We start from the raw sequence: 22,107 nt of genomic DNA, 5'->3' as shown, positions 1-22,107 counted from the left end.
AGGCCATCCTGACGGATGGCCTTTTTGCGTTTTTACGCTGTGAACCCACACCCTGTGATGCCGGTTGCTGGTTTTCAGCAATCCTCTGTGCGTGACGGAAAAGCAGCCTGCCTGCCGGGGGCAGCGCACAACAGGCGTGACTGCCTGTCCAGAACAAAGCCCCATGTGAAACAGGCATTGAGCCCCAAAAAACTAACCTACTTGCCTCATCCAGCGCAAAATAAACGTTACTATCTGCTCAATATCATTCAGGTTTAGTACCGGCACACCCTGCCTCAGAGGAATATCACTGGCAATGGCGATAACATGCTTGTCCAGCGTTAACTCCGCTAAATCATGACCGCAGTCATGCCGCCAGAGCAGGATCTTAGGCACTGCCTCGTGTTTAAAACCCTCGACTAATACCAGATCCAGTTTTGTTGCATCCATTCTGCTAACCAGATATGCCAAATCCAGCTCGGCTTCATCTGGGGTTTCTGTCATTAACGCCCATCGTTGTGAACTGGCAACCAACGTTTGCGCCGCACCTGCTTTACGTAATTCATAGCTGTCTTTACCGGGCTTATCGATGTCCATATCGTGATGAGTATGTTTGATTAAGCCCGGACGAATACCTTGTTCGCAGAGAGCTGGAATCAACTTTTTAAGCAGCGTCGTTTTGCCGGTTCCGCTCCAGGCAGCAATAGCAAGTAATGGGATCATGTTCTCTCCTGCCAGTGCGCGAGATCATCAGGGGTGTTCACATTAGTGAATGCGGATTTCACATCACTACAATCCACCGAATGTCCTCCGGCTTGTCGCATAAATACCATCACTCGACGTTCGCCGCTGGCGAGATAATCCTGCAAAAATGGTAAAACGCTGCGGTGTACCAGAGCAATTGCCGGGTGATCTCGTTCGCCATCATTAACCCACACTGCCGGCGCATTATGCTGCCGGTTCTTTTGTAACCGAGCCATAAGATCCGTTGGTATACGCGGCGTATCGCACGGGCAAAACAGAAACCACTCCCCATCGCTTTGCTGCATAACGGAGAGAATTCCCGCCAGCGGGCCGGGAAAATCATCCAGCGTATCTGTGAGGACGGGTAAGCCACTGGCGCGATAGATTTCAAGGTTTCGATTGGCGCTGATAACTAAGCTGGATACCTGTGGTGCCAGCCGTTCCGCAACATGTTGCCACAGCGGTTTGCCATTTAATTCCTGCAGCCCTTTATCTTTTCCACCCATCCGCGAGGCTTTTCCTCCCGCCAGCACCACACCTGTTACTGCACTACTGTCCGTCACCCTTATCGCCTCTTTTATTGTGGGTTTTACCCTGCTAACGTGTCTGTACCCAGAGTAAGGAGCACGATTATGAAATGTAAACGCCTGAATGAAGTTATCGAACTTCTCCAGCCCGCATGGCAAAAAGAGCCGGAGCTTAATTTAGTGCAATTTTTGCAGAAACTGGCGCAAGAGTCAGGTTATCAAGGCGACCTGGCGGATTTAAGTGATGACATCCTGATCTATCACCTGAAAATGCGCGACTCCTCGAAAGATGCGGTGATCCCCGGCATTCAGAAGGATTATGAAGAGGATTTTAAAACCGCGCTGTTGCGCGCGCGCGGCGTAATTAAAGAGTAAAAGCTTGTAAGCGGCGCAACCGAATACGCTACGAAATGATATCCTGAATTATTAGTCGTATTTTCGGATCCCAGGATGACCTGCAACGCCTTTACTTTCCAGACATTACACCCGGATACCATTATGGATGCGCTGTTTGAGCAGGGGATCCGAGTGGATTCCGGGCTTACCCCGCTTAACAGCTATGAAAACCGCGTTTATCAATTTCAGGATGAAGATCGCAAACGCTATGTGGTGAAGTTTTACCGCCCGGCGCGTTGGTCTGCAGAACAAATTCTTGAAGAGCATGAATTTGCTTTAGATTTGCAGCGTGATGACGTGCCGGTTGCGGCGCCGCTCGCTTTCAACAATCAAACCTTACTCACGCATCAGGACTTCTTTCTCGCCGTTTTCCCAAGCGTTGGCGGCCGTCAGTTTGAAGCCGACAACCTGGAGCAAATGGAGTGGGTGGGCCGCTACCTTGGCCGTATGCATCAAACCGGCAGTAAAAAGCGTTTTATAAGTCGTCCGGAAATAGGCGTTAAAGAATATCTGATTGAGCCACGCCAACTTTTTGAAACATCAACGCTCGTTCCTTCTGCTTTAAAAGATGAATTTTTGCGTGCAGCCGATAAGCTTATCGATGCTGTAATGGCGCAATGGCATAACCGTTTTAATCTTCTGCGTCTGCATGGTGATTGCCATGCAGGGAATATTCTCTGGCGAGACGGGCCAATGTTCGTTGATTTAGACGATGCCCGTAATGGCCCCGCCGTACAGGATCTCTGGATGTTGCTACACGGCGATAAAGCCGAGCAGCGTATGCAACTGGAGATAATTGTGGAGGCCTACGAAGAATTCAGTGAATTCAACATGGCTGAGCTGGGGTTAATGGAGCCGCTACGCGCCATGCGCCTGGTTTACTATCTGGCATGGCTGATTCGTCGTTGGGACGATCCAGCATTTCCCAAAAATTTTCCGTGGCTGAGTAGTGAAGATCACTGGCGCAGGCAAATATTGATTTTTCTTGAACAGGTGAAAGTTCTTCAAGAACCACCTTTAGCATTAACACCAATGTATTAAATGGAGAGAGTTGACCATGAAGAAGATTTGGCTGGCGCTGGCAGGAATGATTCTGGCTTTTAGCGCCTCAGCAGCACAACCTACAGACGGCAAGCAATTTATTACGCTTGATAAGCCAGTGGCGGGAGAGCCGCAGGTGCTTGAGTTCTTCTCGTTTTATTGCCCGCACTGCTACGACTTTGAGCAGGTCTGGCATGTTGCTGACGCGGTGAAGAAGAAGCTGCCTGAAGGGACAAAAATGACCAAATACCATGTGGAATTCTTAGGCCCACTGGGTAAAGAGATGACGCAGGCGTGGGCTGTGGCCATGGCGCTTGGTGTGGAGGATAAAATCACCTCTCCACTGTTTGAAGCCGTGCAGAAAACGCAAACCGTGAAGTCTGTTGCTGATATTCGCGATGTCTTCATCAGCGCGGGCGTGAAAGGCGAAGAGTATGATGCTGCGTGGAACAGCTTCGTGGTGAAATCGCTGGTTGCTCAGCAAGAAAAAGCGGCTGCGGATTTACAACTGCAGGGTGTTCCTGCCATGTTTGTTAACGGGAAATACCAGGTTAACCTGCAGGGTATGGACGGGAGCAGCCTGGACGCCTTCGTTCAGGACTACGCAAATACCGTGAAATATCTGGTTGAGAAGAAGTAAAAATAACGCCGGTCACTGACCGGCGTTTTTGTATTCTGCTTTGATAGTATCAATCAGTTCGTCTTTTCCAAGCCACAGTTTATTCAGCCACTGCTGGAAACTCCGTTTAAAATTTTTATCGTTAACGTAGTCGCCATGTAGCGCTTCATCCACCGGCAATAAATTGACTCGCACGACAATACGCGTCAGCTTACCGCTGAGCATATCAAAGAACGGCGTCCGGTCGTTTTCCGGATAACAGAGCGTAACATCAAGCAATTTATCGAACTGTTTACCCAATACATTTAGCGCCATGGCAACACCTGCTGCTTTTGGCGACAGCAGGTTTTTGAAAGAAGAGCGTGTCTGTTGGCGCTTTTCTTCTGTAAAACGTGAGCCTTCAACAAAGTTCACAATGGTGGTTGGGTGAAAGCGAAATTTCTCGCATGAACGGCGCGTAGTTTCGACATCTTTACCCCGACGTTCAGGGTGGCGAATCAGATAACTTCTGGAGTAACGGCGCATAAAAGGCATATCCAGCGCCCAGCAGGCTAGACCAATAAAAGGTACCCACGCCAGTTGCTGTTTAAGGAAATATTTGTTCATGGGAATATGTTTACGAAACAGTACACATAGCACCACAATATCTGCCCAACTATGATGATTGCAGATCAGCAAATACCAGTTCTTCTTATCCAGGCCTTCCAGCCCTTCAACATCCCATTTTAAATAAGGGTTGAGATGCAATAACCAGGAAAGCCCTTCACACCAGCAATACATCATAAAATTGCAGAAAGCGGAGATCGCGCGCCATACCACGGGAACGGGAATTAACAGCTTGAGCATTCCGGCGATAATAATGGGCACGGAGCAAAAAATGGTAACCAATATGGTGAGCAGGACACTCAAAAATAGAGTGGCTACCGCAAGGAATCTCGACATAGTTATATTATTCAGAAAGTTAGCTGCTAAAAGCACACTAAAACAAGCGCAAGGCGCAGATCTTAACAGAAAACGGTTATCAGGAATGCTTAAACCTTGCTGGTAATACCTGAGGAATTATTGGCAATAAATCAAATCAAAATTACTTATATCCACACAGCGTAAATTGTCAGCAAATAGCAATAACGATCATCTTTTATATTATAACTCATTGAATATAAATAATTTGTATAATCCTGCGATCGGCGAAATGGCACAAAAGTCCAGCCTGATAAAAACTATTCACAAACTTATCCACAGGATGTTTATGCGAGCGATCCCGACGATCGCGAAATCTTTTCGGCATTTTCCGCGAAAAACTCATGTTTTCTCCCTGTCTGTGGCATCCTTTAACCATAATTTGATAAACAGGCATGGACATCATGGTTCAGATCCCAGAAAACCCACTTATCCTTGTTGACGGCTCGTCTTACCTTTATCGCGCGTATCATGCGTTTCCGCCGCTGACCAATAGCGCCGGTGAGCCTACTGGCGCTATGTACGGCGTGCTCAACATGCTGCGCAGCCTGATTTTGCAATACCAGCCGACACATGCTGCGGTGGTGTTTGATGCGAAAGGCAAAACCTTCCGTGATGAACTGTTTGAGCATTACAAATCACATCGCCCGCCAATGCCGGACGATTTGCGTGCGCAAATTGAGCCGCTGCACACCATGGTAAAAGCGATGGGATTGCCGTTACTGGCGGTCTCCGGCGTTGAAGCGGATGATGTCATCGGCACGCTGGCGCGTGAAGCCGAAAAAGCGGGGCGGCCCGTGCTGATAAGCACAGGTGATAAAGATATGGCGCAGCTGGTGACGCCAAATATTACGCTTATCAATACCATGACCAACACGATCCTTGGCCCGGAAGAAGTGGTGACAAAATATGGTGTCCCGCCGGAGTTAATTATCGATTTCCTCGCTCTGATGGGGGACTCCTCAGATAACATTCCAGGTGTGCCAGGTGTTGGCGAGAAAACGGCGCAGGCGCTGCTACAAGGGCTGGGCGGCCTGGACACGCTCTATGCCGAATCGGATAAAATCGCCGGGCTCACCTTCCGCGGTGCCAAAACCATGGCGGCGAAGCTTGAGCAGAACAAAGAGGTGGCTTACCTCTCTTACCAACTGGCCACGATCAAAACGGATGTTGAACTGGAGCTGACTTGCGAACAGCTGGAGGTTCAGCAGCCTGCGGTGCAGGAGCTCCTTGAGCTGTTTAAGAAATATGAATTCAAACGCTGGAGTGCAGATGTAGAAGCGGGCAAGTGGCTCCAGGCGAAAGGCAGTAAACTGGCGGCGAAACCGCAGGAAACCATTGAGATTGAGGCAGAAGCTGATATTCCCGCAGCCGCGCTGTCAGCGGAAAATTACGTCACCATTCTCGATGAAGAGACGTTGCAAACATGGATTGGCAAACTGAAAAGCGCACCGCTCTTTGCTTTCGATACGGAAACCGACAGCCTGGACAATATCAGCGCCAACCTGGTTGGCCTCTCCTTTGCGACCGAACCGGGTATCGCGGCTTATGTGCCGGTTGCGCATGATTATCTTGATGCTCCGGATCAAATTCCGCGCGAACACGTGCTGGAATTGCTGAAACCGCTACTGGAAGATGAAAATGTCCGTAAAGTGGGGCAGAACCTTAAATACGATCGCGGCGTGCTGGAAAATTACGGCATTGAACTGCGCGGTATTGCCTTCGATACCATGCTGGAATCCTACACGCTGGATAGCGTCGCTGGCCGTCATGATATGGACAGTCTCTCCGAGCGCTGGCTGAAGCACAAAACGATCACCTTTGAAGAGATCGCTGGTAAAGGTAAAAACCAACTGACCTTTAATCAGATCGATCTTGAGCAGGCCGGGCGTTATGCGGCGGAAGATGCCGATGTCACGCTGCAACTGCATCTGAAGATGTGGCCGGAGCTGCAAAACAATGCCGGGCCGCTGAACGTCTTCCAGAACATCGAAATGCCGCTGGTGCCGGTAATTTCGCGTATCGAGCGTAACGGCGTCAATATCGATCCCGCCGTGTTACACAAGCACTCCGAAGAGTTGACGCTGCGCCTGGCAGAGCTGGAGAAAAAGGCGCATGAAATTGCGGGCGAGCCGTTTAACCTCTCGTCAACCAAGCAGTTGCAAACCATTCTGTTTGAGAAGCAGGGCATTAAGCCGTTGAAGAAAACGCCTGGTGGCGCGCCGTCGACGTCGGAAGAGGTGCTCGAAGAGCTTGCGCTGGATTACCCACTGCCAAAAGTCATTCTCGAACATCGTGGGCTGGCGAAGCTGAAATCGACCTATACCGATAAGCTGCCGTTGATGATTAACCCGAAAACCGGGCGCGTGCATACCTCGTATCATCAGGCTGTGACGGCAACGGGCCGTTTATCTTCGACCGATCCGAACCTGCAAAATATTCCGGTACGTAATGAAGAAGGCCGCCGTATTCGCCAGGCCTTTATCGCGCCGAAAGATTACGTCATTGTCTCGGCGGACTACTCGCAAATCGAGCTGCGTATTATGGCGCACCTGTCACGCGACAAAGGCCTGCTGTCTGCATTTGCCGAAGGTAAAGACATTCACCGCGCAACAGCGGCAGAAGTGTTTGGTTTGCCACTGGAAAGTGTCAGTAACGAGCAGCGCCGCAGCGCGAAAGCGATCAACTTTGGGCTGATTTACGGCATGAGCGCCTTTGGCTTATCGCGCCAGCTCAATATCCCGCGTAAAGAGTCGCAGAAGTATATGGATCTCTACTTCGAGCGTTATCCTGGCGTGCTGGAATATATGGAGCGTACCCGCGCACAGGCGAAAGAGCGTGGCTATGTTGAAACACTGGACGGGCGTCGTCTTTACTTGCCGGACATCAAATCCAGCAATGGAGCCAGACGAGCCGGTGCGGAACGTGCGGCGATTAATGCTCCAATGCAAGGAACGGCTGCGGACATCATTAAACGCGCCATGATCGCTGTAGATAGCTGGCTGCAAAGCGAGAAACCGCGCGTGCGGTTGATCATGCAGGTACACGATGAACTGGTGTTTGAAGTGCACAAAGATGATGTTGAGGCCGTGTCGAAAAAGATCCATGAACTGATGGAGAGCAGCACTAAACTGGATGTGCCGTTGCTGGTGGAAGTCGGGAGCGGTCAGAACTGGGATCAAGCGCACTAAGTATTCGGTGGGTAAAGAGCTTTTTCTGTAAGTAAGCAACAAATCACCGTGAGTTTTGTGACAATCATTAGAATTCCCTATGTAAAAATTGAAAAGAAATTACAAAAAGTGCTTTGTCCGGATCTAAAAAGGGAGTAGAGTTATTCGCGTAGGGTACAGAGGTAAGATGTTCTATCTTTCAGACCTTTTACTTCACGTAATCGGATTTGGCTGAATATTTAGCCGCCCCAGTCAGAAATGACTGGGGCGTTTTTTATTGTGCGAAAGAAAGAAAAAAGCGTGGCGAATGCCACGCTTGATAGGAAGGTTACTCGCCCGTTTCTTCTTCCACTGGCGGCAGGTTATTGAACCAGCCATCCAGTTTCTCACGTAGTTTATCCACGCCCTGTTTTTTCAGCGACGAGAAGGTTTCAACCTGTACTTCGCCGTTAAAAGTAAGCACAGCTTCACGTACCATATTCAGCTGCGCTTTCCGCGCACCGCTGGCCAGTTTATCCGCCTTGGTCAGCAGCACCAGCACTTGCAGATTGCTCTCGACTGCCCACAGGATCATCTGCTGATCAAGATCTTTCAGGGGATGGCGAATATCCATCAGCACCACCAGGCCTTGCAGGCACTGGCGTTTTTCGAGGTATTCGCCCAGTGCGCGCTGCCATTTGAGTTTCATCTCTTCCGGCACTTCCGCGTAACCGTAACCCGGCAAGTCGACAAGACGTTTGCCTTCAGCGACTTCAAACAAGTTGATCAGCTGCGTACGGCCGGGCGTTTTCGAGGTTCGCGCCAGGTTTTTCTGGTTAGTCAGGGTATTAAGTGCGCTCGATTTACCTGCGTTGGAGCGGCCAGCAAAAGCCACTTCAATGCCGGTATCAGCGGGTAAGTGGCGAATATCAGGCGCACTGGTGACAAAGTGCGTCTGTTGGTAATTCCAGTTAGTCAAAATGGTCGTCTCCATCGTCAAAGCATGCGGCGATTATACCTGAACCCACGCAAAAGGCTGTTTTTCTCGCCAGAAACTCTGCTGTGAGCCATTACCGCGCGCTATGTAAGATATTTGCCCTTTTCGTTATACGAACTTTCGGAGAAGTTGCAGATTAAAAAATGGCTAAAAGTTATTTAATCAAAGGGTTATGTATATAGAATTTTCTTAAACTGCGGGTTCCGGGGCTTTTCCTGCTTGTCAGTTTAGCTCAGAAGGGTAAAGTAACCCACCAAGGCCGGATGCTGCTTGTGGAAGGATAACTCACGGAATGAGGGGTCAGGAGCGCCAGGAGGCGAAGACCGGAGACTAACGTCAGAAGACGTTGAACAAGGAAAAGGAACCGTAACAGGGAACGTTCTACGCTAACGGATAAACAGGGCAAGTTGATAGCGAACACGGAATGTAAAACCCATTACGGGTGAAGGGTCAAGAAAAAAGGCGACAGTTTGCACTGTCGCCTTTTTTCTTTGCTTGCTTTCTGCTAGATTCCGCCGCAATTCTATACTGATGAAAAACGACTTAAGACCACTAATATGAAAAAACCGTCCACCAATCCGCGCGGTAAAGTACGCCGTAAAACCCGTGAAGAGTTAAATCAGGAAGGCCGCGATCGTAAGCGTGAGAAAAAGCACCGCGGTAATGCTTCAGGCAGCCGTGCGAACGGTGGCGACGGCGCTTCTGGCTCCGGAAGGGGTAAACAGCAAAAAGATCCGCGTATTGGCAGTAAAAAACCGATCCCGCTGGGTGTCACCGACACGCCGGTCAACAAGCAGCACAAACCTAAGAGCGAGAAACCTATGCTTTCACCGCAGGCTGAGCTGGAAATGCTGGAAACGGATGAGCGCCTGGACGCGCTACTGGAACGTCTGGAAGAGGGTGAAACCCTGAGCGCTGACGATCAAGCGTGGGTCGATGCCAAACTGGACCGCATTGATGAGCTGATGCAGAAGCTCGGCCTCTCTTACGATGATGACGAAGAAGAGGAAGAAGAAGGCAAAGAAGATATGATGCGTCTGCTGAAAGGCGGCAACTAATCCTTTTCTATGGGGCTTTCTGTCCTGCTTATAACCCTTCCGGTTATATGTTATCTGGTGTGGTTATTCGTTAAACTACAGCGGTTGTCGCGGCGCAAGCTGTGGCTGCGCAACCGGCTTATGACCCGAAATGAGGTCAGGCCGGGCCGCCGGAACCGCCAGCGGCGTCATCGGAAGGAGTAAACAATGTCTGAGCAAGTCATCGACTGGGACCTGGCCCTGATCCAGAAATATAACTATTCCGGGCCGCGTTACACCTCATATCCTACCGCGCTGGAGTTTTCCGACGCTTACGGCGAAGACGATTTTCGCCAGGCTGTGGCGCGTTATCCTGAGCGACCGCTATCGCTATATGTGCATATCCCGTTTTGTCACAAGCTGTGCTACTTCTGCGGTTGCAATAAGATTGTCACCCGCCAGCAGCATAAAGCCGATCAGTATCTGGACGCGCTCGAGCAGGAAATTATTCACCGCGCGCCGCTATTTTCAGGTCGCCACGTCAGCCAGTTGCACTGGGGCGGGGGAACACCGACTTACCTGAACAAAGCGCAAATCAGCCGCCTGATGAGCCTGCTGCGCGGTCATTTTGCGTTTAATGCTGATGCGGAAATCTCGATCGAAGTTGATCCGCGCGAAATCGAACTGGATGTGCTCGATCATCTGCGCAGCGAGGGCTTTAATCGCCTGAGCATGGGCGTGCAGGATTTCAACAAAGAGGTTCAGCGTCTGGTTAACCGCGAGCAGGATGAAGCCTTTATCTTCGCGTTGCTCAATCATGCCCGCGATATTGGTTTTACCTCGACCAATATTGACCTGATTTACGGCCTGCCAAAACAGACGCCGGAAAGCTTCGCTTTTACGTTACAACGCGTGGCGGCGCTTAGCCCGGATCGCCTGAGCGTCTTTAACTACGCCCATTTGCCGACATTATTCGCCGCACAGCGCAAAATCAAAGACGCTGATTTGCCGACGGCGCAGCAGAAGCTCGATATTTTGCAGCAGACCATCGCTTCGCTGACCGGCTCCGGTTACCAGTTTATTGGCATGGATCACTTTGCCCGCCCGGACGACGAGCTGGCTATTGCTCAGCGAGAAGGTGTATTGCATCGTAATTTCCAGGGCTACACCACGCAGGGCGACAGCGATCTGCTGGGGTTGGGCGTTTCTGCCATTAGCATGATCGGCGATAGCTACGCGCAAAACCAAAAAGAGCTGAAACACTATTATCAGCAAGTGGACGAGCGCGGAAATGCGCTGTGGCGCGGTATCGCGTTAACCCGTGACGACTGTATTCGCCGTGATGTGATCAAAGGACTGATTTGCAACTTTCGCCTTGAGTTCGATGCGGTGGAACGTGCCTGGGATCTCAACTTCCGTGACTATTTTGCCGAGGATTTGCGCCTGCTGGCGCCGCTGGTGGTGGACGGGCTGGTGGCAATGAACGAGCAGGGATTGCAAGTCACAGCGAAAGGGCGTTTGCTGATCCGCAATATCTGCATGTGTTTTGATGCCTATCTGCGGCGCAAGGCGCGTTTGCAGCAGTTTTCACGTGTGATTTAACGAGATGGCGCATCAAGCCTACAAAACACGTTCTGTAGGCCTGATAAGCGCAGCATAACGCGAAGATTAGCTAAACAGCCCAACCAGCGCGGCACACAGAACAGCCGCGATGGCTGTTTGCGGTGTATGGCTTGCCGACGCGCCAGCTTCTACGCCTGCAGTGACCACATTGATTAATGATTCCAGCATGATGACCTCTCCCATGAACGGGCAAGATCATACGTCACTGCCGGTAACAGTAAAGCGCAAAATAACGGCAATTTGCGATCGCGGTTCATTCTTTACACTTCACCCGCACGCTACTCCATTCCCAGTTCTTTCAACTTACGCGTCAGGGTATTACGACCCCATCCGAGCAGCCGCGCCGCTTCCTGTTTGTGGCCCTGCGTGTGACGTAGCGCCGTGGTCAGCAAGGTACGCTCCATTTCCGGTTGCGCTTCTGAAAGCAGGTTTTGATGACCGGAACGTAATGCGCGATCCGCCCATTGCGCCAGCAGCGTTGCCCAACTGTCCGGCAGGCTCTGCGAAGGGCTGTCCGGCACGCTGGTTTCGAACAACTCGCCTGGCAAATCCTGAATCAACACTTCCTGGCCTGCGGCCATAACCGTTAACCAGCGGCAGGTGTTTTCCAGTTGGCGGACGTTACCCGGCCATGCCAGACGCGTTAACGCGGTTTCGGTTTCCGGGTGCAGTTGTTTCGTTTCCACGCCCAGTTCACGGGCGGCGACTTGCAAAAAGTGGCGTGCTAAACGCGGAATATCTTCCCGGCGTTCACGCAGCGGCGGCAAATGAACGCGGATCACATTCAGGCGGTGAAACAGATCCTCACGGAATTTGCCCTCTTGCACGCGCTGTTCCAGGTTCTGGTGTGTGGCTGCGATAATACGGACATCGACCTTCACTGGCGCATAGCCGCCAACGCGATAAAACTGGCCATCGGCCAGCACGCGCAGCAACCGAGTCTGCACATCCAGCGGCATGTCGCCTATTTCGTCCAGAAACAGTGTCCCGCCATCGGCTTGCTCAAAACGTCCCTGACGAATCGTATTCGCACCGGTAAACGCCCCTTTTTCGTGACCAAACAGTTCCGATTCAATCAAATCCTTCGGAATGGCGGCCATATTGAGGGCGATAAACGGCGCTTTCACACGCGGACTGTGGCGATGCAGCGCATGAGCCACCAGTTCTTTACCGGTCCCCGATTCACCATTAATCAATACGCTGATCGACGAGCGCGACAGGCGACCGATTATGCGAAACACATCCTGCATCGCCGGTGCTTCACCGATGATGTCAGTTGTCGGGCCGCTGGCCTGCACATTGCGCGGCTGCTGCTGTTCCTGATAATGGCTGATAGCGCGCTCAACCAGCGCAACGGCTTCGTCGATATCAAACGGTTTAGGCAGATAATCGAATGCCCCTTGCTGATACGCGCTTACCGCCGCATCAAGATCGGAATGCGCGGTCATAATGATGACCGGGAGCATCGGATGGCGCTGTTTGATCTGTTTCAGTAACGCAAGACCATCCATCCCTGGCATACGAATATCCGAAAGCAGTACATCCGGGGTTTTGGTGGTGAGTGCGTCTAGCACTTCATTGGCACTTTCAAACGTTGTACAACTCAAGCCAGCTCCGGTGAGCGCGCGTTCCAGCACCCAACGGATGGAGCTATCGTCATCAACGATCCAGACTATCCCTCGTTGCATAAACACCTCTACTTCCGAATAGGCAGAAATACCGAGAATTCGGTATGGCCTGGCCAACTGGTAAATTCAATTTTGCCAGAATGTTGATCAATCAAACTGCGTGCGATAGATAACCCCAGCCCGGTACCGCCTTCACGTCCGCTTACCATCGGATAGAACAACGTATCCTGCAGGTGCGACGGAATACCCGGGCCGTTATCTTCCACATCTATTCTCGCCGCGAGGCGATAACGCACGCCGTGCAGCGTTAGCTGGAAGGCAGTACGGGTACGCAGAATAATTTCGCCCCCCTCCGGCCCCAGCGCCTGCAAAGCGTTACGCACAATATTCAGTAAAACCTGTTCGATTTGGTCGGGATCGTGCGCGAGCTCCGGCAAACTTGGATCATAATCACGGGTTAAGGTGACATTCTCCGGTAGCTCCATCGATACCAGTTTCACTACACGCTCAGCTACTTTGTGAATACTTTCGGTAACGTGCATGCCCGGTTGTTGCGGCCCTAACAGGCGATCAACCAGGTTACGCAAGCGGTCAGCCTGCTCGATGATCACTTTGGTGTATTCCAGTAACGCTGGATCGGGTAGGGCTTTGCTCAGCAACTGCGCCGCACCGCGTAAACCGCCAAGCGGGTTTTTAATTTCATGCGCCAGACCGCGTACCAGATCGCGCGCCGCAACTTGTTGCGCATGCTGGAGTTGCTCCTGGCTAAGACGGCGCTGGTTATCCATCGGCGCCATTTCCAACAGAATCAAACCATCCGGCAGACGTTGCGCCGTCAGCGAAAGAATGTGTGAGCGCCCGTCAATGACAAGCGTCACTTCGTTATCAGTAAACCCCTGCCCGGCATGTAAACTTTCCCGCATCAAATCGATGTTCAGGGAAAAGTAACTCAGCAGTTCGGGGAGCGGTGTGCCGAATAACTTACGAGAGCTTTGCGCCAGCAGTTGCTGTGCCGCAGGGTTGGCGTAATGTACCGCCAGGTCGTCATCAACCAGCAAGATGCTGTTGATCAAAGAATTGAGGATCTGCCCAGCATCGGGCAGCACGCCGCTTGCCATTTAGCAGTCTCCCGGAGGTGTGCACCAATTTAGTGCAGTATAGCGTTTTATTGATAAAAAGCGCGTTAGATCAGGTTGTTGGTGGAGAAAAAAGCCCATCCAGGGATGGGCTAAAAGTTCCACGGCAACTAAAAATCCTCTGGCATCTTTCTCACCGTAGCAGCGTTGGCTGCCCTCATTAGCCCGAATCACTTATAGACTAAGCTCATCGGGACTCATTCGGTTGCCACCTTGCTGCGACAAGACTTCTGCCGAGTCTTAATTATTAAACGCTGTAGTACAGTTCGAACTCTACCGGGTGCGGCGTCATGCGAACGCGGTCGTTCTCTTCCATACGCAGCGCGATGTAAGCATCGATAGCGTCGTCGGTGAACACGCCACCAGCAGTCAGGAACTCGCGGTCAGCATCCAGCGCGTTGAGCGCTTCTTCCAGAGAGCCTGCAACCTGCGGGATCTCTTTCGCTTCTTCAGCCGGCAGGTCATACAGGTTTTTGTCCATCGCTTCGCCCGGATGGATTTTGTTTTTAATGCCATCCAGACCGGCCATCAGCAGCGCTGCGAAGCACAGGTACGGGTTAGCAGCCGGATCCGGGAAGCGAACTTCGATACGACGCGCTTTCGGAGAAGCCACTACCGGAATACGGATAGAAGCAGAACGGTTACGAGCAGAGTAAGCCAGCATTACCGGCGCTTCATAACCCGGGACCAGACGCTTGTAAGAGTTGGTGGTCGGGTTAGACAGGGCGTTGATAGCTTTTGCGTGTTTGATTACGCCGCCAATGTAGTACAGCGCCATTTCAGACAGGCCAGCGTATTTGTCGCCAGAGAACAGGTTCGTGCCGTTCTTGGACAGAGACATGTGGCAGTGCATACCGGAACCGTTATCACCGAACATCGGTTTCGGCATAAAGGTCGCGGTTTTGCCGAAGCGGTGGGCAACGTTGTGCACCACATATTTGTAAATCTGAATTTCGTCCGCTTTTTTGGTCATGGTGTTGAAGCGGGTAGCCACTTCGTTCTGACCAGCCGTTGCCACTTCGTGGTGGTGAGCTTCAACAACCAGGCCCATCTCTTCCATCACCAGACACATGGTGGAACGCAGATCCTGTGATGAATCAACCGGCGGAACCGGGAAGTAACCGCCTTTCACTGCCGGACGGTGACCTTTGTTACCACCTTCGTATTTGGTGGAAGTGTTCCATGCGCCTTCGATATCGTCGATAGCGACGCTGGAACCGGAGATGGAGCTGCCGAAACGTACGTCGTCGAACAGGAAGAATTCCGGCTCTGGCCCAAACAGAACGGTGTCTGCCAGACCGGTGGAGCGCAGGTACTCTTCAGCGCGTTTAGCGATGGAGCGCGGGTCACGATCGTAGCCCTGCATGGTGCCTGGTTCGAGGATATCGCAACGAATGATCAGCGTAGACTCTTCGTAGAACGGGTCAATGACAGCGGTAGTCGCGTCCGGCATCAGCACCATGTCTGATTCGTTGATGCCTTTCCAGCCACCAATCGAAGAACCATCAAACATTTTACCTTCTTCAAAGAAGTCGGCGTTTACCTGATGGGCTGGGATAGTGACGTGCTGTTCTTTACCTTTGGTATCGGTGAAGCGCAGATCGACAAACTTCACTTCGTGCTCATTCAGCATCGTCAAAACGTGTTCAGCGGACATACTTAAACTCTCCCGGATTTGTCATTGTCGTCGTGGTAACGAGGTCTTCTAATTACTACGTAAGCTGGCGTAGTTATCGTACAATCGTTAAAGCGAAATCTATGCCAACTTTTAAATGCCCCTAAAAAGGCGTTATCATGCACGGTATAGTGCAAAAGGGCTGCACCATGATGGTTATGTTGCACCAATATAGTGCCTTTATGTGAACATTGGGCACTATATTGGTGCAATTTTCGTTAAATGCCCCTTTTAACGCTCCGTGAAAGCGATCACAAAGCAACTCTGCAATACTTGTTTGCGGAGGATGTTTGTGATCCTGTTTAGTCCTTCGATTAATACGTGTACAATAACGCGCTATTTCTAATGCCTGAGGCAAAGTTGTGATCGAAAATCTGCGTAACATCGCCATCATTGCTCACGTTGACCATGGTAAAACGACCCTGGTTGACAAGCTGCTGCAGCAATCCGGTACGTTCGACGAACGTGCTGAAACTCAAGAGCGTGTGATGGACTCCAACGATTTGGAGAAAGAGCGTGGGATTACCATCCTCGCTAAAAACACCGCTATCAAATGGAATGATTACCGTATCAACATCGTTGATACCCCAGGGCACGCCGACTTCGGTGGTGAAGTTGAGCGTGTGATGTCCATGGTCGATTCCGTGCTGCTGGTGGTTGACGCATTTGACGGCCCTATGCCGCAAACGCGTTTCGTGACCAAAAAAGCATTTGCCCATGGCCTGAAACCGATTGTGGTAATCAACAAAGTTGACCGTCCTGGCGCGCGTCCGGACTGGGTTGTCGATCAGGTATTCGACCTGTTCGTTAACCTGGACGCGACCGACGAGCAGCTGGACTTCCCGATCGTTTACGCTTCTGCGCTGAACGGTATCGCGGGTATGGACCACGAAGACATGGCTGAAGACATGACCCCGCTGTACCAGGCGATTGTTGACCATGTACCTGCTCCGAACGTCGATCTCGACGGTACTTTCCAGATGCAGATCTCCCAGCTCGACTACAACAACTATGTTGGTGTAATCGGCATTGGTCGTATCAAGCGCGGTAAAGTAAAACCGAACCAGCAAGTCACTATCATTGATAGCGAAGGCAAAACCCGCAACGGTAAAGTCGGCAAAGTGCTGACCCACCTGGGGCTGGAGCGTATCGATAGCGAGATCGCAGAAGCCGGCGACATCATCGCGATCACCGGTCTGGGCGAGCTGAACATCTCCGACACCATCTGCGATCCGCAGAACGTCGAAGCGCTGCCGGCACTGTCTGTTGATGAACCGACCGTAACCATGTTCTTCAACGTCAACACCTCTCCGTTCTGTGGTAAAGAAGGTAAGTACGTGACTTCACGTCAGATCCTCGACCGCCTGAACAAAGAGCTGGTGCACAACGTTGCGCTGCGCGTTGAAGAGACCGAAGACGCTGACGCATTCCGCGTTTCCGGCCGTGGTGAGCTGCACTTGTCCGTGCTTATCGAGAACATGCGTCGTGAAGGTTTCGAAATGGCGGTTTCCCGTCCGAAAGTTATCTTCCGCGAAATCGATGGCCGCAAACAAGAGCCGTTCGAAAACGTCACGCTGGACGTTGAAGAGCAGCACCAGGGTTCTGTGATGCAGGCGCTGGGCGAGCGTAAAGGCGATCTGAAAAACATGAATCCGGACGGCAAAGGCCGCGTACGTCTCGACTACGTGATCCCAAGCCGTGGTCTGATCGGCTTCCGTTCAGAGTTCATGACCATGACTTCCGGTACCGGTCTGCTGTACTCCACCTTCAGCCACTACGACGATGTTCGTCCGGGTGAAGTGGGCCAGCGTAACAACGGTGTGCTGATCTCCAACGGTCAGGGTAAAGCGGTTGCGTTCGCACTGTTCGGCCTGCAGGATCGCGGTAAGTTGTTCCTCGGTCACGGCGCGGAAGTGTACGAAGGTCAGATCATCGGTATTCACAGCCGTTCTAACGACCTGACGGTAAACTGCCTGACCGGTAAGAAACTGACCAACATGCGTGCGTCTGGTACAGACGAAGCTACGGTTCTGGTTCCGCCGATCAAGATGACCCTGGAGCAAGCTCTGGAATTCATCGATGACGACGAACTGGTAGAAGTGACCCCGCTCTCTATCCGTATTCGTAAACGTCACCTGACGGAAAACGACCGTAAACGCGCAATGCGCGGAGCGAAAGAAGAGTAATCGCTCTTTATTTGCTTGTGAAAAAGCCGCTGATTTTCAGCGGCTTTTTTTATGTCTGTATCTTCTTCGCGTGAAGCCGCGAACTATTCAAGTCAGAACTTTCCCGCTACAGTTAACTCTCCACGGCTGGCAAGGAGAGAGAAATGCTCTATATCTTTGATTTAGGTAACGTGATTGTCGACATCGACTTCAATCGGGTGCTGGGTGTCTGGAGCGATTTTAGCCGTGTGCCGCTGGCGACCTTGAAGCAGAATTTCACCATGGGCGAGCCGTTTCATCAGCATGAACGAGGGGAAATCAGCGACGAAGATTTCGCTAAAGCGCTGTGTCATGAAATGGAACTACCGCTCAGCTACGAGCAGTTTTCCACCGGCTGGCAGGCCGTGTTTGTCGCGCTGCGCAAAGAGGTCGTCGACATCATGCACAAACTGCGTGAGCAGGGGCATCGGGTCGTTGTGTTATCGAATACTAACCGGCTGCACACCACGTACTGGCCGGAGCAATATCCGGAAATTCAGGCGGCGGCTGACCATATTTATCTTTCCCAGGAGATGGGGATGCGTAAGCCCGAAGCGCCAATTTATCAGCAAGTGCTGGCGCTCGAAGGTTTCTCTGCCGAAGATAGCGTCTTTTTCGACGACAATGCGGATAATATCGCCGGTGCGGAACAACTGGGCATAACCAGTATTCTGGTGACGGATAAAACGACCATCCCGGACTATTTCGCGAAACAGCTATGCTAAAAAATCTGCGGCATCATGCAAAACATCGCACGCGCCCGCTTGTTGCCTGGTTGCGGTTGCTATGGCGGCGCATTGATGAAGACCATATGACGACGCTGGCGGGGAATCTCGCCTACGTCTCTTTGCTTTCGCTGGTGCCGCTGATCGCCGTGGTGTTTGCATTATTCGCTGTTTTTCCTATGTTTTCTGAAATTAGCGTCCAGTTGCGCCACTTTGTATTTGCCAATTTCATTCCCACCACCGGCGATGTGATTCAGAACTACATTGAGCAGTTTGTGGCGAACTCCACCAAAATGACGGCGGTTGGCGCATGCGGGCTGGTGGTGACATCGCTGCTGCTGATGTACTCCATCGATTCGGCGCTAAACACCATCTGGCGCAGTACGCGTGTACGCCCGCATGTTTATTCATTTGCCGTCTACTGGATGATCCTGACGCTCGGCCCGCTGCTGGCGGGTGCCAGCCTGGCGATAAGCTCCTACTTGCTGTCGCTGCGCTGGGCCAGCGAGCTTGATAGCGTGATTGATGATGTGCTGCGCATATTTCCGCTGATCCTGTCGTGGCTCTCTTTTTGGTTGCTATACAGCATTGTGCCGACAACCCGCGTGCCTAACCGCGATGCGATTGTCGGCGCGTTTGTCGCCGCACTGCTGTTTGAGTTCGGTAAAAAGATTTTTGGTCTCTACATCACCATGTTTCCGTCTTATCAACTCATTTATGGCGTGCTGGCTGTCATCCCCATTTTGTTCCTCTGGGTCTACTGGACCTGGTGTATCGTCTTGCTTGGCGCAGAAATAACTGTCACTCTCGGTGAATACCGAAAACTCAAAATAGCCGCACAGCAAGAAGAAGCAGACCAACCATGATTGCATTAATTCAACGTGTTTCCCGCGCGAGCGTTAGCGTGGCGGGTGAGGTGACGGGCGAAATCGGCCCTGGACTTTTGGTGTTGTTGGGCGTCGAAAGGGAAGACGATGAACAAAAAGCGAACCGCCTGTGCGAACGTGTGCTGGGGTATCGTATTTTTGGCGACGCGGAAGGGAAGATGAATCTTAACGTCCAGCAGGCTGGTGGGAGTGTGCTGGTGGTGTCGCAATTTACGCTGGCGGCGGATACAGAACGTGGCATGCGTCCGGGGTTTTCCCGTGGCGCTGCGCCGGAAAAAGCCGAGGCGCTGTACCACTATTTTGTTGAACGTTGCCGCAGCCAGCAAATGGAAACGCAAACCGGGCGATTCGCTGCCGATATGCAGGTTTCGCTGGTCAACGACGGCCCCGTCACGTTCTGGTTGCAAGTATGAGCCAGCTTGCGGCGTGGCCCCTGGTTACAAGAGAGAGTGCTGCTATGTACCACCTTCGCGTACCGCAAACGGAAGAAGAGTTAGAGCTCTATTACCAGTTCCGCTGGGAAATGCTGCGTAAACCGCTGCATCAACCGAAAGGTTCCGAGCGTGATGGCTGGGATGCGATGGCACATCATCAGATGGTTGTCGACGAAGAGGGCAACATTGTCGCTATCGGTCGGTTGTATATCAACGCAGATAACGAAGGGTCGATTCGCTTTATGGCGGTCCATCCGGACGTGCAGGAAAAAGGCCTCGGCACATTGATGGCGATGACGCTGGAGTCCGTGGCCCGCCAGGAAGGGGTGAAGCGCGTGACCTGTAGCGCCCGTGAGGATGCGGTGGCGTTCTTCGCAAAACTCGGGTTCGTCAATGAAGGGGAAATCACCGCGCCGCAAACCACGCCGGTACGCCACTTTTTGATGATCAAACCGATCGCCACGCTCGATGATATTCTGCATCGCGGCGACTGGTGCGGGCAGTTGCAGCAGGCCTGGTATCAGCATATCCCGCTGAGTGAAAAGATGGGTGTGCGTATTCAGCAGTACACCGGGCAGAAATTTATCACCACCATGCCGGAAACCGGCAACCAGAATCCGCACCACACGCTGTTCGCCGGTAGCCTGTTTTCCCTGGCGACGCTCACCGGTTGGGGGCTGATCTGGCTGATGCTGCGTGAGCGTCATCTCGGCGGCACCATCATCCTTGCCGATGCGCATATTCGCTATAGCACGCCGATCACCGGTAAACCGAGCGCGATTGCCGATCTTGGCTCGCTAAGCGGTGATTTGGACCGTCTGGCGCGCGGGCGCAAAGCGCGCGTTCAGCTACAGGTTGAGCTGTTTGGTGAAGATAAGCAGGGTGCGATCTTCGAAGGCATTTATATCGTCTTGCCCGCCAAACCCTTCGGCTCGTTCGAAGAGGGCGGTAACGAGGAAGAGTAAGCCGCTGCGCGCCTGACGATACAGGCGCGCAACGTCCTGCGAACCACCCCTACTGCGCGAAGAAAAACCACGCGATTTTGATCAACCCATCCTGCACTTCATAGACGGCCATATTTTCAATGACCGACTCGCCGATGCCGTAGATTTTTTCGTGATCGAACACCTTATTGCCCATCACCGTGCGCGACAGCAACTCGGCGCGTAATGCCGGGTTGTTAAAGCGATGCGCAGCATAAAAGGCACGTAATGCTTCGAGCCCTTGCAGCGACGGCTCAGTGGATGGCAAGCGATACGCGATAAAATCGTCGCTAAAACAGGCGGTAAACGCCTCAATATCATGGGCATTGTAAGCAGCAAACTGCTTTTCCACAGGCCTTACGACAGACATCGGCTCTCCTTTTTTCACGCGGTTATATCCTGGCCACCCGTGCGGCCACGTCTCTTATCGCGTCTTTTGCGCTTTGGCTGATCCCGGCAAGCTGGAAGAATCCATGGATCACGCCCTGATATTGTGAACAAGTGCAGGTTACGCCCTGCTCGGTCATGTGCTGAAACAGGGCTTCACCCTCATCACATAGCGGGTCAAACTCTGCGGTAATGATGTGTACCGGCGGCAGACCGGAAAAATCATCGCGCCACAGCGGGCTGACATCCGGCAACAGGCGATCGGTATCGCCAAGATACATTTCATAGCCTGAAAGCAGCGCCTCGCGGGTAATCACATAATCGGAACCGTTAAAGGTATAGCTATCAAAATAGGCGGTGGCGTCGAGCATCGGGTAAATCAACACCAGTTGCGCCGGTTGCCATGTCGCCGCAGCTTTCAGCCGTAGCGCCGTCACCAGCGCCAGGTGACCGCCTGCGCTATCCCCCGCAAGCGTGATACGTTTTCTGTCGACACCGAGTTTTTCGGCGTTTTTCCACACGATATCGGCACCAGATTGCGCATCATCATGTGCGGCAGGCCAGCGATGTTCTGGCGCTAACCGATATTGCACAGCAACAACCCGGCAGCCACTATAAAAGGCCAACTGACGCAATTGCTTATCGTGCGTGTCGAAGCCGCCGCTAATAAAACAGCCGCCGTGGTAGTAAATCAACGCGGGAAGATCACCGCTGGCGTTTTGCGGCGAAAACAGACGAAACGTCATGCCTTCAAGCGTTATATCTTCAACCTGAACGCGCGTTTCCGTTTCCCCTGCCAGCACGGTGCTGGCGACATATCCACTGCGCCGGTCATCAATACTCTTCGCCCGAGCTGACGGGCGACCGGCGGCAATAAAGTCGCTCACCAGCCCGGCAATACCTTTTTCCAGTGCCATTCCGCTAACCTTTATCTGTATAAATATCCAGCCTTTATAGCCTGGTTTAACCTGAATGGGAACGGTGATTTTTAACGCCA

21 protein-coding genes are annotated in these 22,107 nt (G+C 52.1%); 11 read left to right on the top strand and 10 right to left on the bottom strand.

The features are described 5' to 3' along the window. Positions 1 to 192: 192 nt before the first annotated feature. On the bottom strand, positions 193 to 702 hold the full coding sequence (gene mobB / locus AAIG26_RS21470; protein ID WP_343181431.1) for a molybdopterin-guanine dinucleotide biosynthesis protein MobB: 510 nt from the start codon (positions 700 to 702) through the stop codon (positions 193 to 195). Beyond that, positions 699 to 1,286, bottom strand: coding sequence for a molybdenum cofactor guanylyltransferase MobA (gene mobA, locus AAIG26_RS21465; protein ID WP_343181430.1), 588 nt, complete (start codon positions 1,284 to 1,286; stop codon positions 699 to 701). Before mobA ends, mobB begins: the two co-directional genes overlap by 4 nt. Positions 1,287 to 1,355: 69 nt before the next feature. Here mobA and AAIG26_RS21460 point away from each other — a divergent pair, with 69 nt between their 5' ends. From AAIG26_RS21460 to dsbA, 3 genes are all read left to right on the top strand, one after another. Further along, complete coding sequence (locus AAIG26_RS21460) at positions 1,356 to 1,625, top strand: YihD family protein (protein ID WP_343181429.1); 270 nt, start codon at positions 1,356 to 1,358, stop codon at positions 1,623 to 1,625. A 75-nt stretch (positions 1,626 to 1,700) separates the two neighbouring features. Further along, the gene (locus AAIG26_RS21455; RefSeq protein ID WP_343181428.1) at positions 1,701 to 2,687 is read left to right on the top strand and encodes a serine/threonine protein kinase; all 987 of its coding nucleotides are present in this window, start codon (positions 1,701 to 1,703) and stop codon (positions 2,685 to 2,687) included. A gap of 16 nt (positions 2,688 to 2,703) precedes the next feature. Next, the gene (dsbA, locus tag AAIG26_RS21450; RefSeq protein WP_020455881.1) at positions 2,704 to 3,327 is read left to right on the top strand and encodes a thiol:disulfide interchange protein DsbA; all 624 of its coding nucleotides are present in this window, start codon (positions 2,704 to 2,706) and stop codon (positions 3,325 to 3,327) included. A 12-nt stretch (positions 3,328 to 3,339) separates the two neighbouring features. Here dsbA and AAIG26_RS21445 read toward each other — a convergent pair whose 3' ends face one another. After that, entirely contained in the window at positions 3,340 to 4,248 is a 909-nt protein-coding gene (locus AAIG26_RS21445) for an acyltransferase (protein ID WP_045512427.1), read from the bottom strand. 422 nt (positions 4,249 to 4,670) lie between these two features. On the opposite strand from AAIG26_RS21445, the gene polA reads away from it, so the two are divergent. Then, on the top strand, positions 4,671 to 7,457 hold the full coding sequence (gene polA / locus AAIG26_RS21440; RefSeq protein WP_343181427.1) for a DNA polymerase I: 2,787 nt from the start codon (positions 4,671 to 4,673) through the stop codon (positions 7,455 to 7,457). Positions 7,458 to 7,764: 307 nt separating this feature from the next. Here polA and yihA read toward each other — a convergent pair whose 3' ends face one another. Continuing rightward, positions 7,765 to 8,394, bottom strand: a complete 630-nt coding sequence (gene yihA / locus AAIG26_RS21435) for a ribosome biogenesis GTP-binding protein YihA/YsxC (protein WP_343181434.1) — start codon at positions 8,392 to 8,394, stop codon at positions 7,765 to 7,767. Between the two features lie 575 nt (positions 8,395 to 8,969). Between yihA and yihI the strand changes: the two genes are divergently transcribed. Beyond that, the gene (gene yihI, locus AAIG26_RS21430; RefSeq protein ID WP_017460097.1) at positions 8,970 to 9,470 is read left to right on the top strand and encodes a Der GTPase-activating protein YihI; all 501 of its coding nucleotides are present in this window, start codon (positions 8,970 to 8,972) and stop codon (positions 9,468 to 9,470) included. Between the two features lie 186 nt (positions 9,471 to 9,656). Beyond that, a complete protein-coding gene (hemN, locus tag AAIG26_RS21425) occupies positions 9,657 to 11,030 on the top strand; it encodes an oxygen-independent coproporphyrinogen III oxidase (protein ID WP_343181426.1) in 1,374 nt (457 codons plus the stop codon). A gap of 66 nt (positions 11,031 to 11,096) precedes the next feature. On the opposite strand, the gene AAIG26_RS21420 is transcribed toward hemN, so the two are convergent. From AAIG26_RS21420 to glnA, 4 genes are all read right to left on the bottom strand, one after another. Continuing rightward, positions 11,097 to 11,219: a YshB family small membrane protein gene (locus AAIG26_RS21420; RefSeq protein WP_141399381.1), complete on the bottom strand. Its 123-nt coding sequence runs from the start codon at positions 11,217 to 11,219 to the stop codon at positions 11,097 to 11,099. Between the two features lie 110 nt (positions 11,220 to 11,329). Further along, the gene (glnG, locus tag AAIG26_RS21415; protein ID WP_020455888.1) at positions 11,330 to 12,739 is read right to left on the bottom strand and encodes a nitrogen regulation protein NR(I); all 1,410 of its coding nucleotides are present in this window, start codon (positions 12,737 to 12,739) and stop codon (positions 11,330 to 11,332) included. An 8-nt stretch (positions 12,740 to 12,747) separates the two neighbouring features. Beyond that, on the bottom strand, positions 12,748 to 13,797 hold the full coding sequence (gene glnL / locus AAIG26_RS21410) for a nitrogen regulation protein NR(II) (RefSeq protein WP_017460101.1): 1,050 nt from the start codon (positions 13,795 to 13,797) through the stop codon (positions 12,748 to 12,750). Positions 13,798 to 14,062: 265 nt separating this feature from the next. Further along, a complete protein-coding gene (glnA, locus tag AAIG26_RS21405; protein WP_020455889.1) occupies positions 14,063 to 15,472 on the bottom strand; it encodes a glutamate--ammonia ligase in 1,410 nt (469 codons plus the stop codon). Positions 15,473 to 15,852: 380 nt separating this feature from the next. Here glnA and typA point away from each other — a divergent pair, with 380 nt between their 5' ends. The 5 genes from typA (at position 15,853) to fabY (ending at position 20,705) form a co-directional block, all read left to right on the top strand. Continuing rightward, the gene (gene typA / locus AAIG26_RS21400; RefSeq protein ID WP_017460103.1) at positions 15,853 to 17,676 is read left to right on the top strand and encodes a ribosome-dependent GTPase TypA; all 1,824 of its coding nucleotides are present in this window, start codon (positions 15,853 to 15,855) and stop codon (positions 17,674 to 17,676) included. 143 nt (positions 17,677 to 17,819) lie between these two features. Then, complete coding sequence (gene yihX, locus AAIG26_RS21395) at positions 17,820 to 18,419, top strand: glucose-1-phosphatase (protein WP_343181425.1); 600 nt, start codon at positions 17,820 to 17,822, stop codon at positions 18,417 to 18,419. Next, positions 18,413 to 19,285 carry a virulence factor BrkB family protein gene (locus AAIG26_RS21390; protein WP_020455891.1) on the top strand — a complete coding sequence of 291 codons (873 nt, stop codon included), beginning with the start codon at positions 18,413 to 18,415 and terminating at the stop codon, positions 19,283 to 19,285. The genes yihX and AAIG26_RS21390 overlap by 7 nt, the downstream gene beginning before the upstream one ends. After that, a complete protein-coding gene (gene dtd / locus AAIG26_RS21385; protein WP_017459695.1) occupies positions 19,282 to 19,719 on the top strand; it encodes a D-aminoacyl-tRNA deacylase in 438 nt (145 codons plus the stop codon). The genes AAIG26_RS21390 and dtd overlap by 4 nt, the downstream gene beginning before the upstream one ends. 44 nt (positions 19,720 to 19,763) lie before the next feature. Then, positions 19,764 to 20,705 carry a fatty acid biosynthesis protein FabY gene (gene fabY, locus AAIG26_RS21380; RefSeq protein ID WP_020455892.1) on the top strand — a complete coding sequence of 314 codons (942 nt, stop codon included), beginning with the start codon at positions 19,764 to 19,766 and terminating at the stop codon, positions 20,703 to 20,705. A gap of 49 nt (positions 20,706 to 20,754) precedes the next feature. Here fabY and AAIG26_RS21375 read toward each other — a convergent pair whose 3' ends face one another. After that, positions 20,755 to 21,093 (bottom strand): nuclear transport factor 2 family protein, encoded by a 339-nt coding sequence (locus tag AAIG26_RS21375; protein ID WP_097407382.1) that lies wholly within the window; start codon positions 21,091 to 21,093, stop codon positions 20,755 to 20,757. A gap of 22 nt (positions 21,094 to 21,115) precedes the next feature. Further along, positions 21,116 to 22,027 carry an alpha/beta hydrolase gene (locus AAIG26_RS21370; RefSeq protein ID WP_343181423.1) on the bottom strand — a complete coding sequence of 304 codons (912 nt, stop codon included), beginning with the start codon at positions 22,025 to 22,027 and terminating at the stop codon, positions 21,116 to 21,118. Between the last annotated feature and the right edge of the window lie 80 nt (positions 22,028 to 22,107).

It is taken from the genome of Kosakonia sp. PSU_27 (assembly GCF_039409795.1).
Taxonomy (GTDB): Bacteria; Pseudomonadota; Gammaproteobacteria; order Enterobacterales; family Enterobacteriaceae; genus Kosakonia.
The sequence above is the reverse complement of the archived record's forward strand: the minus strand, read 5'-3'. Positions and strand labels throughout refer to the sequence as shown.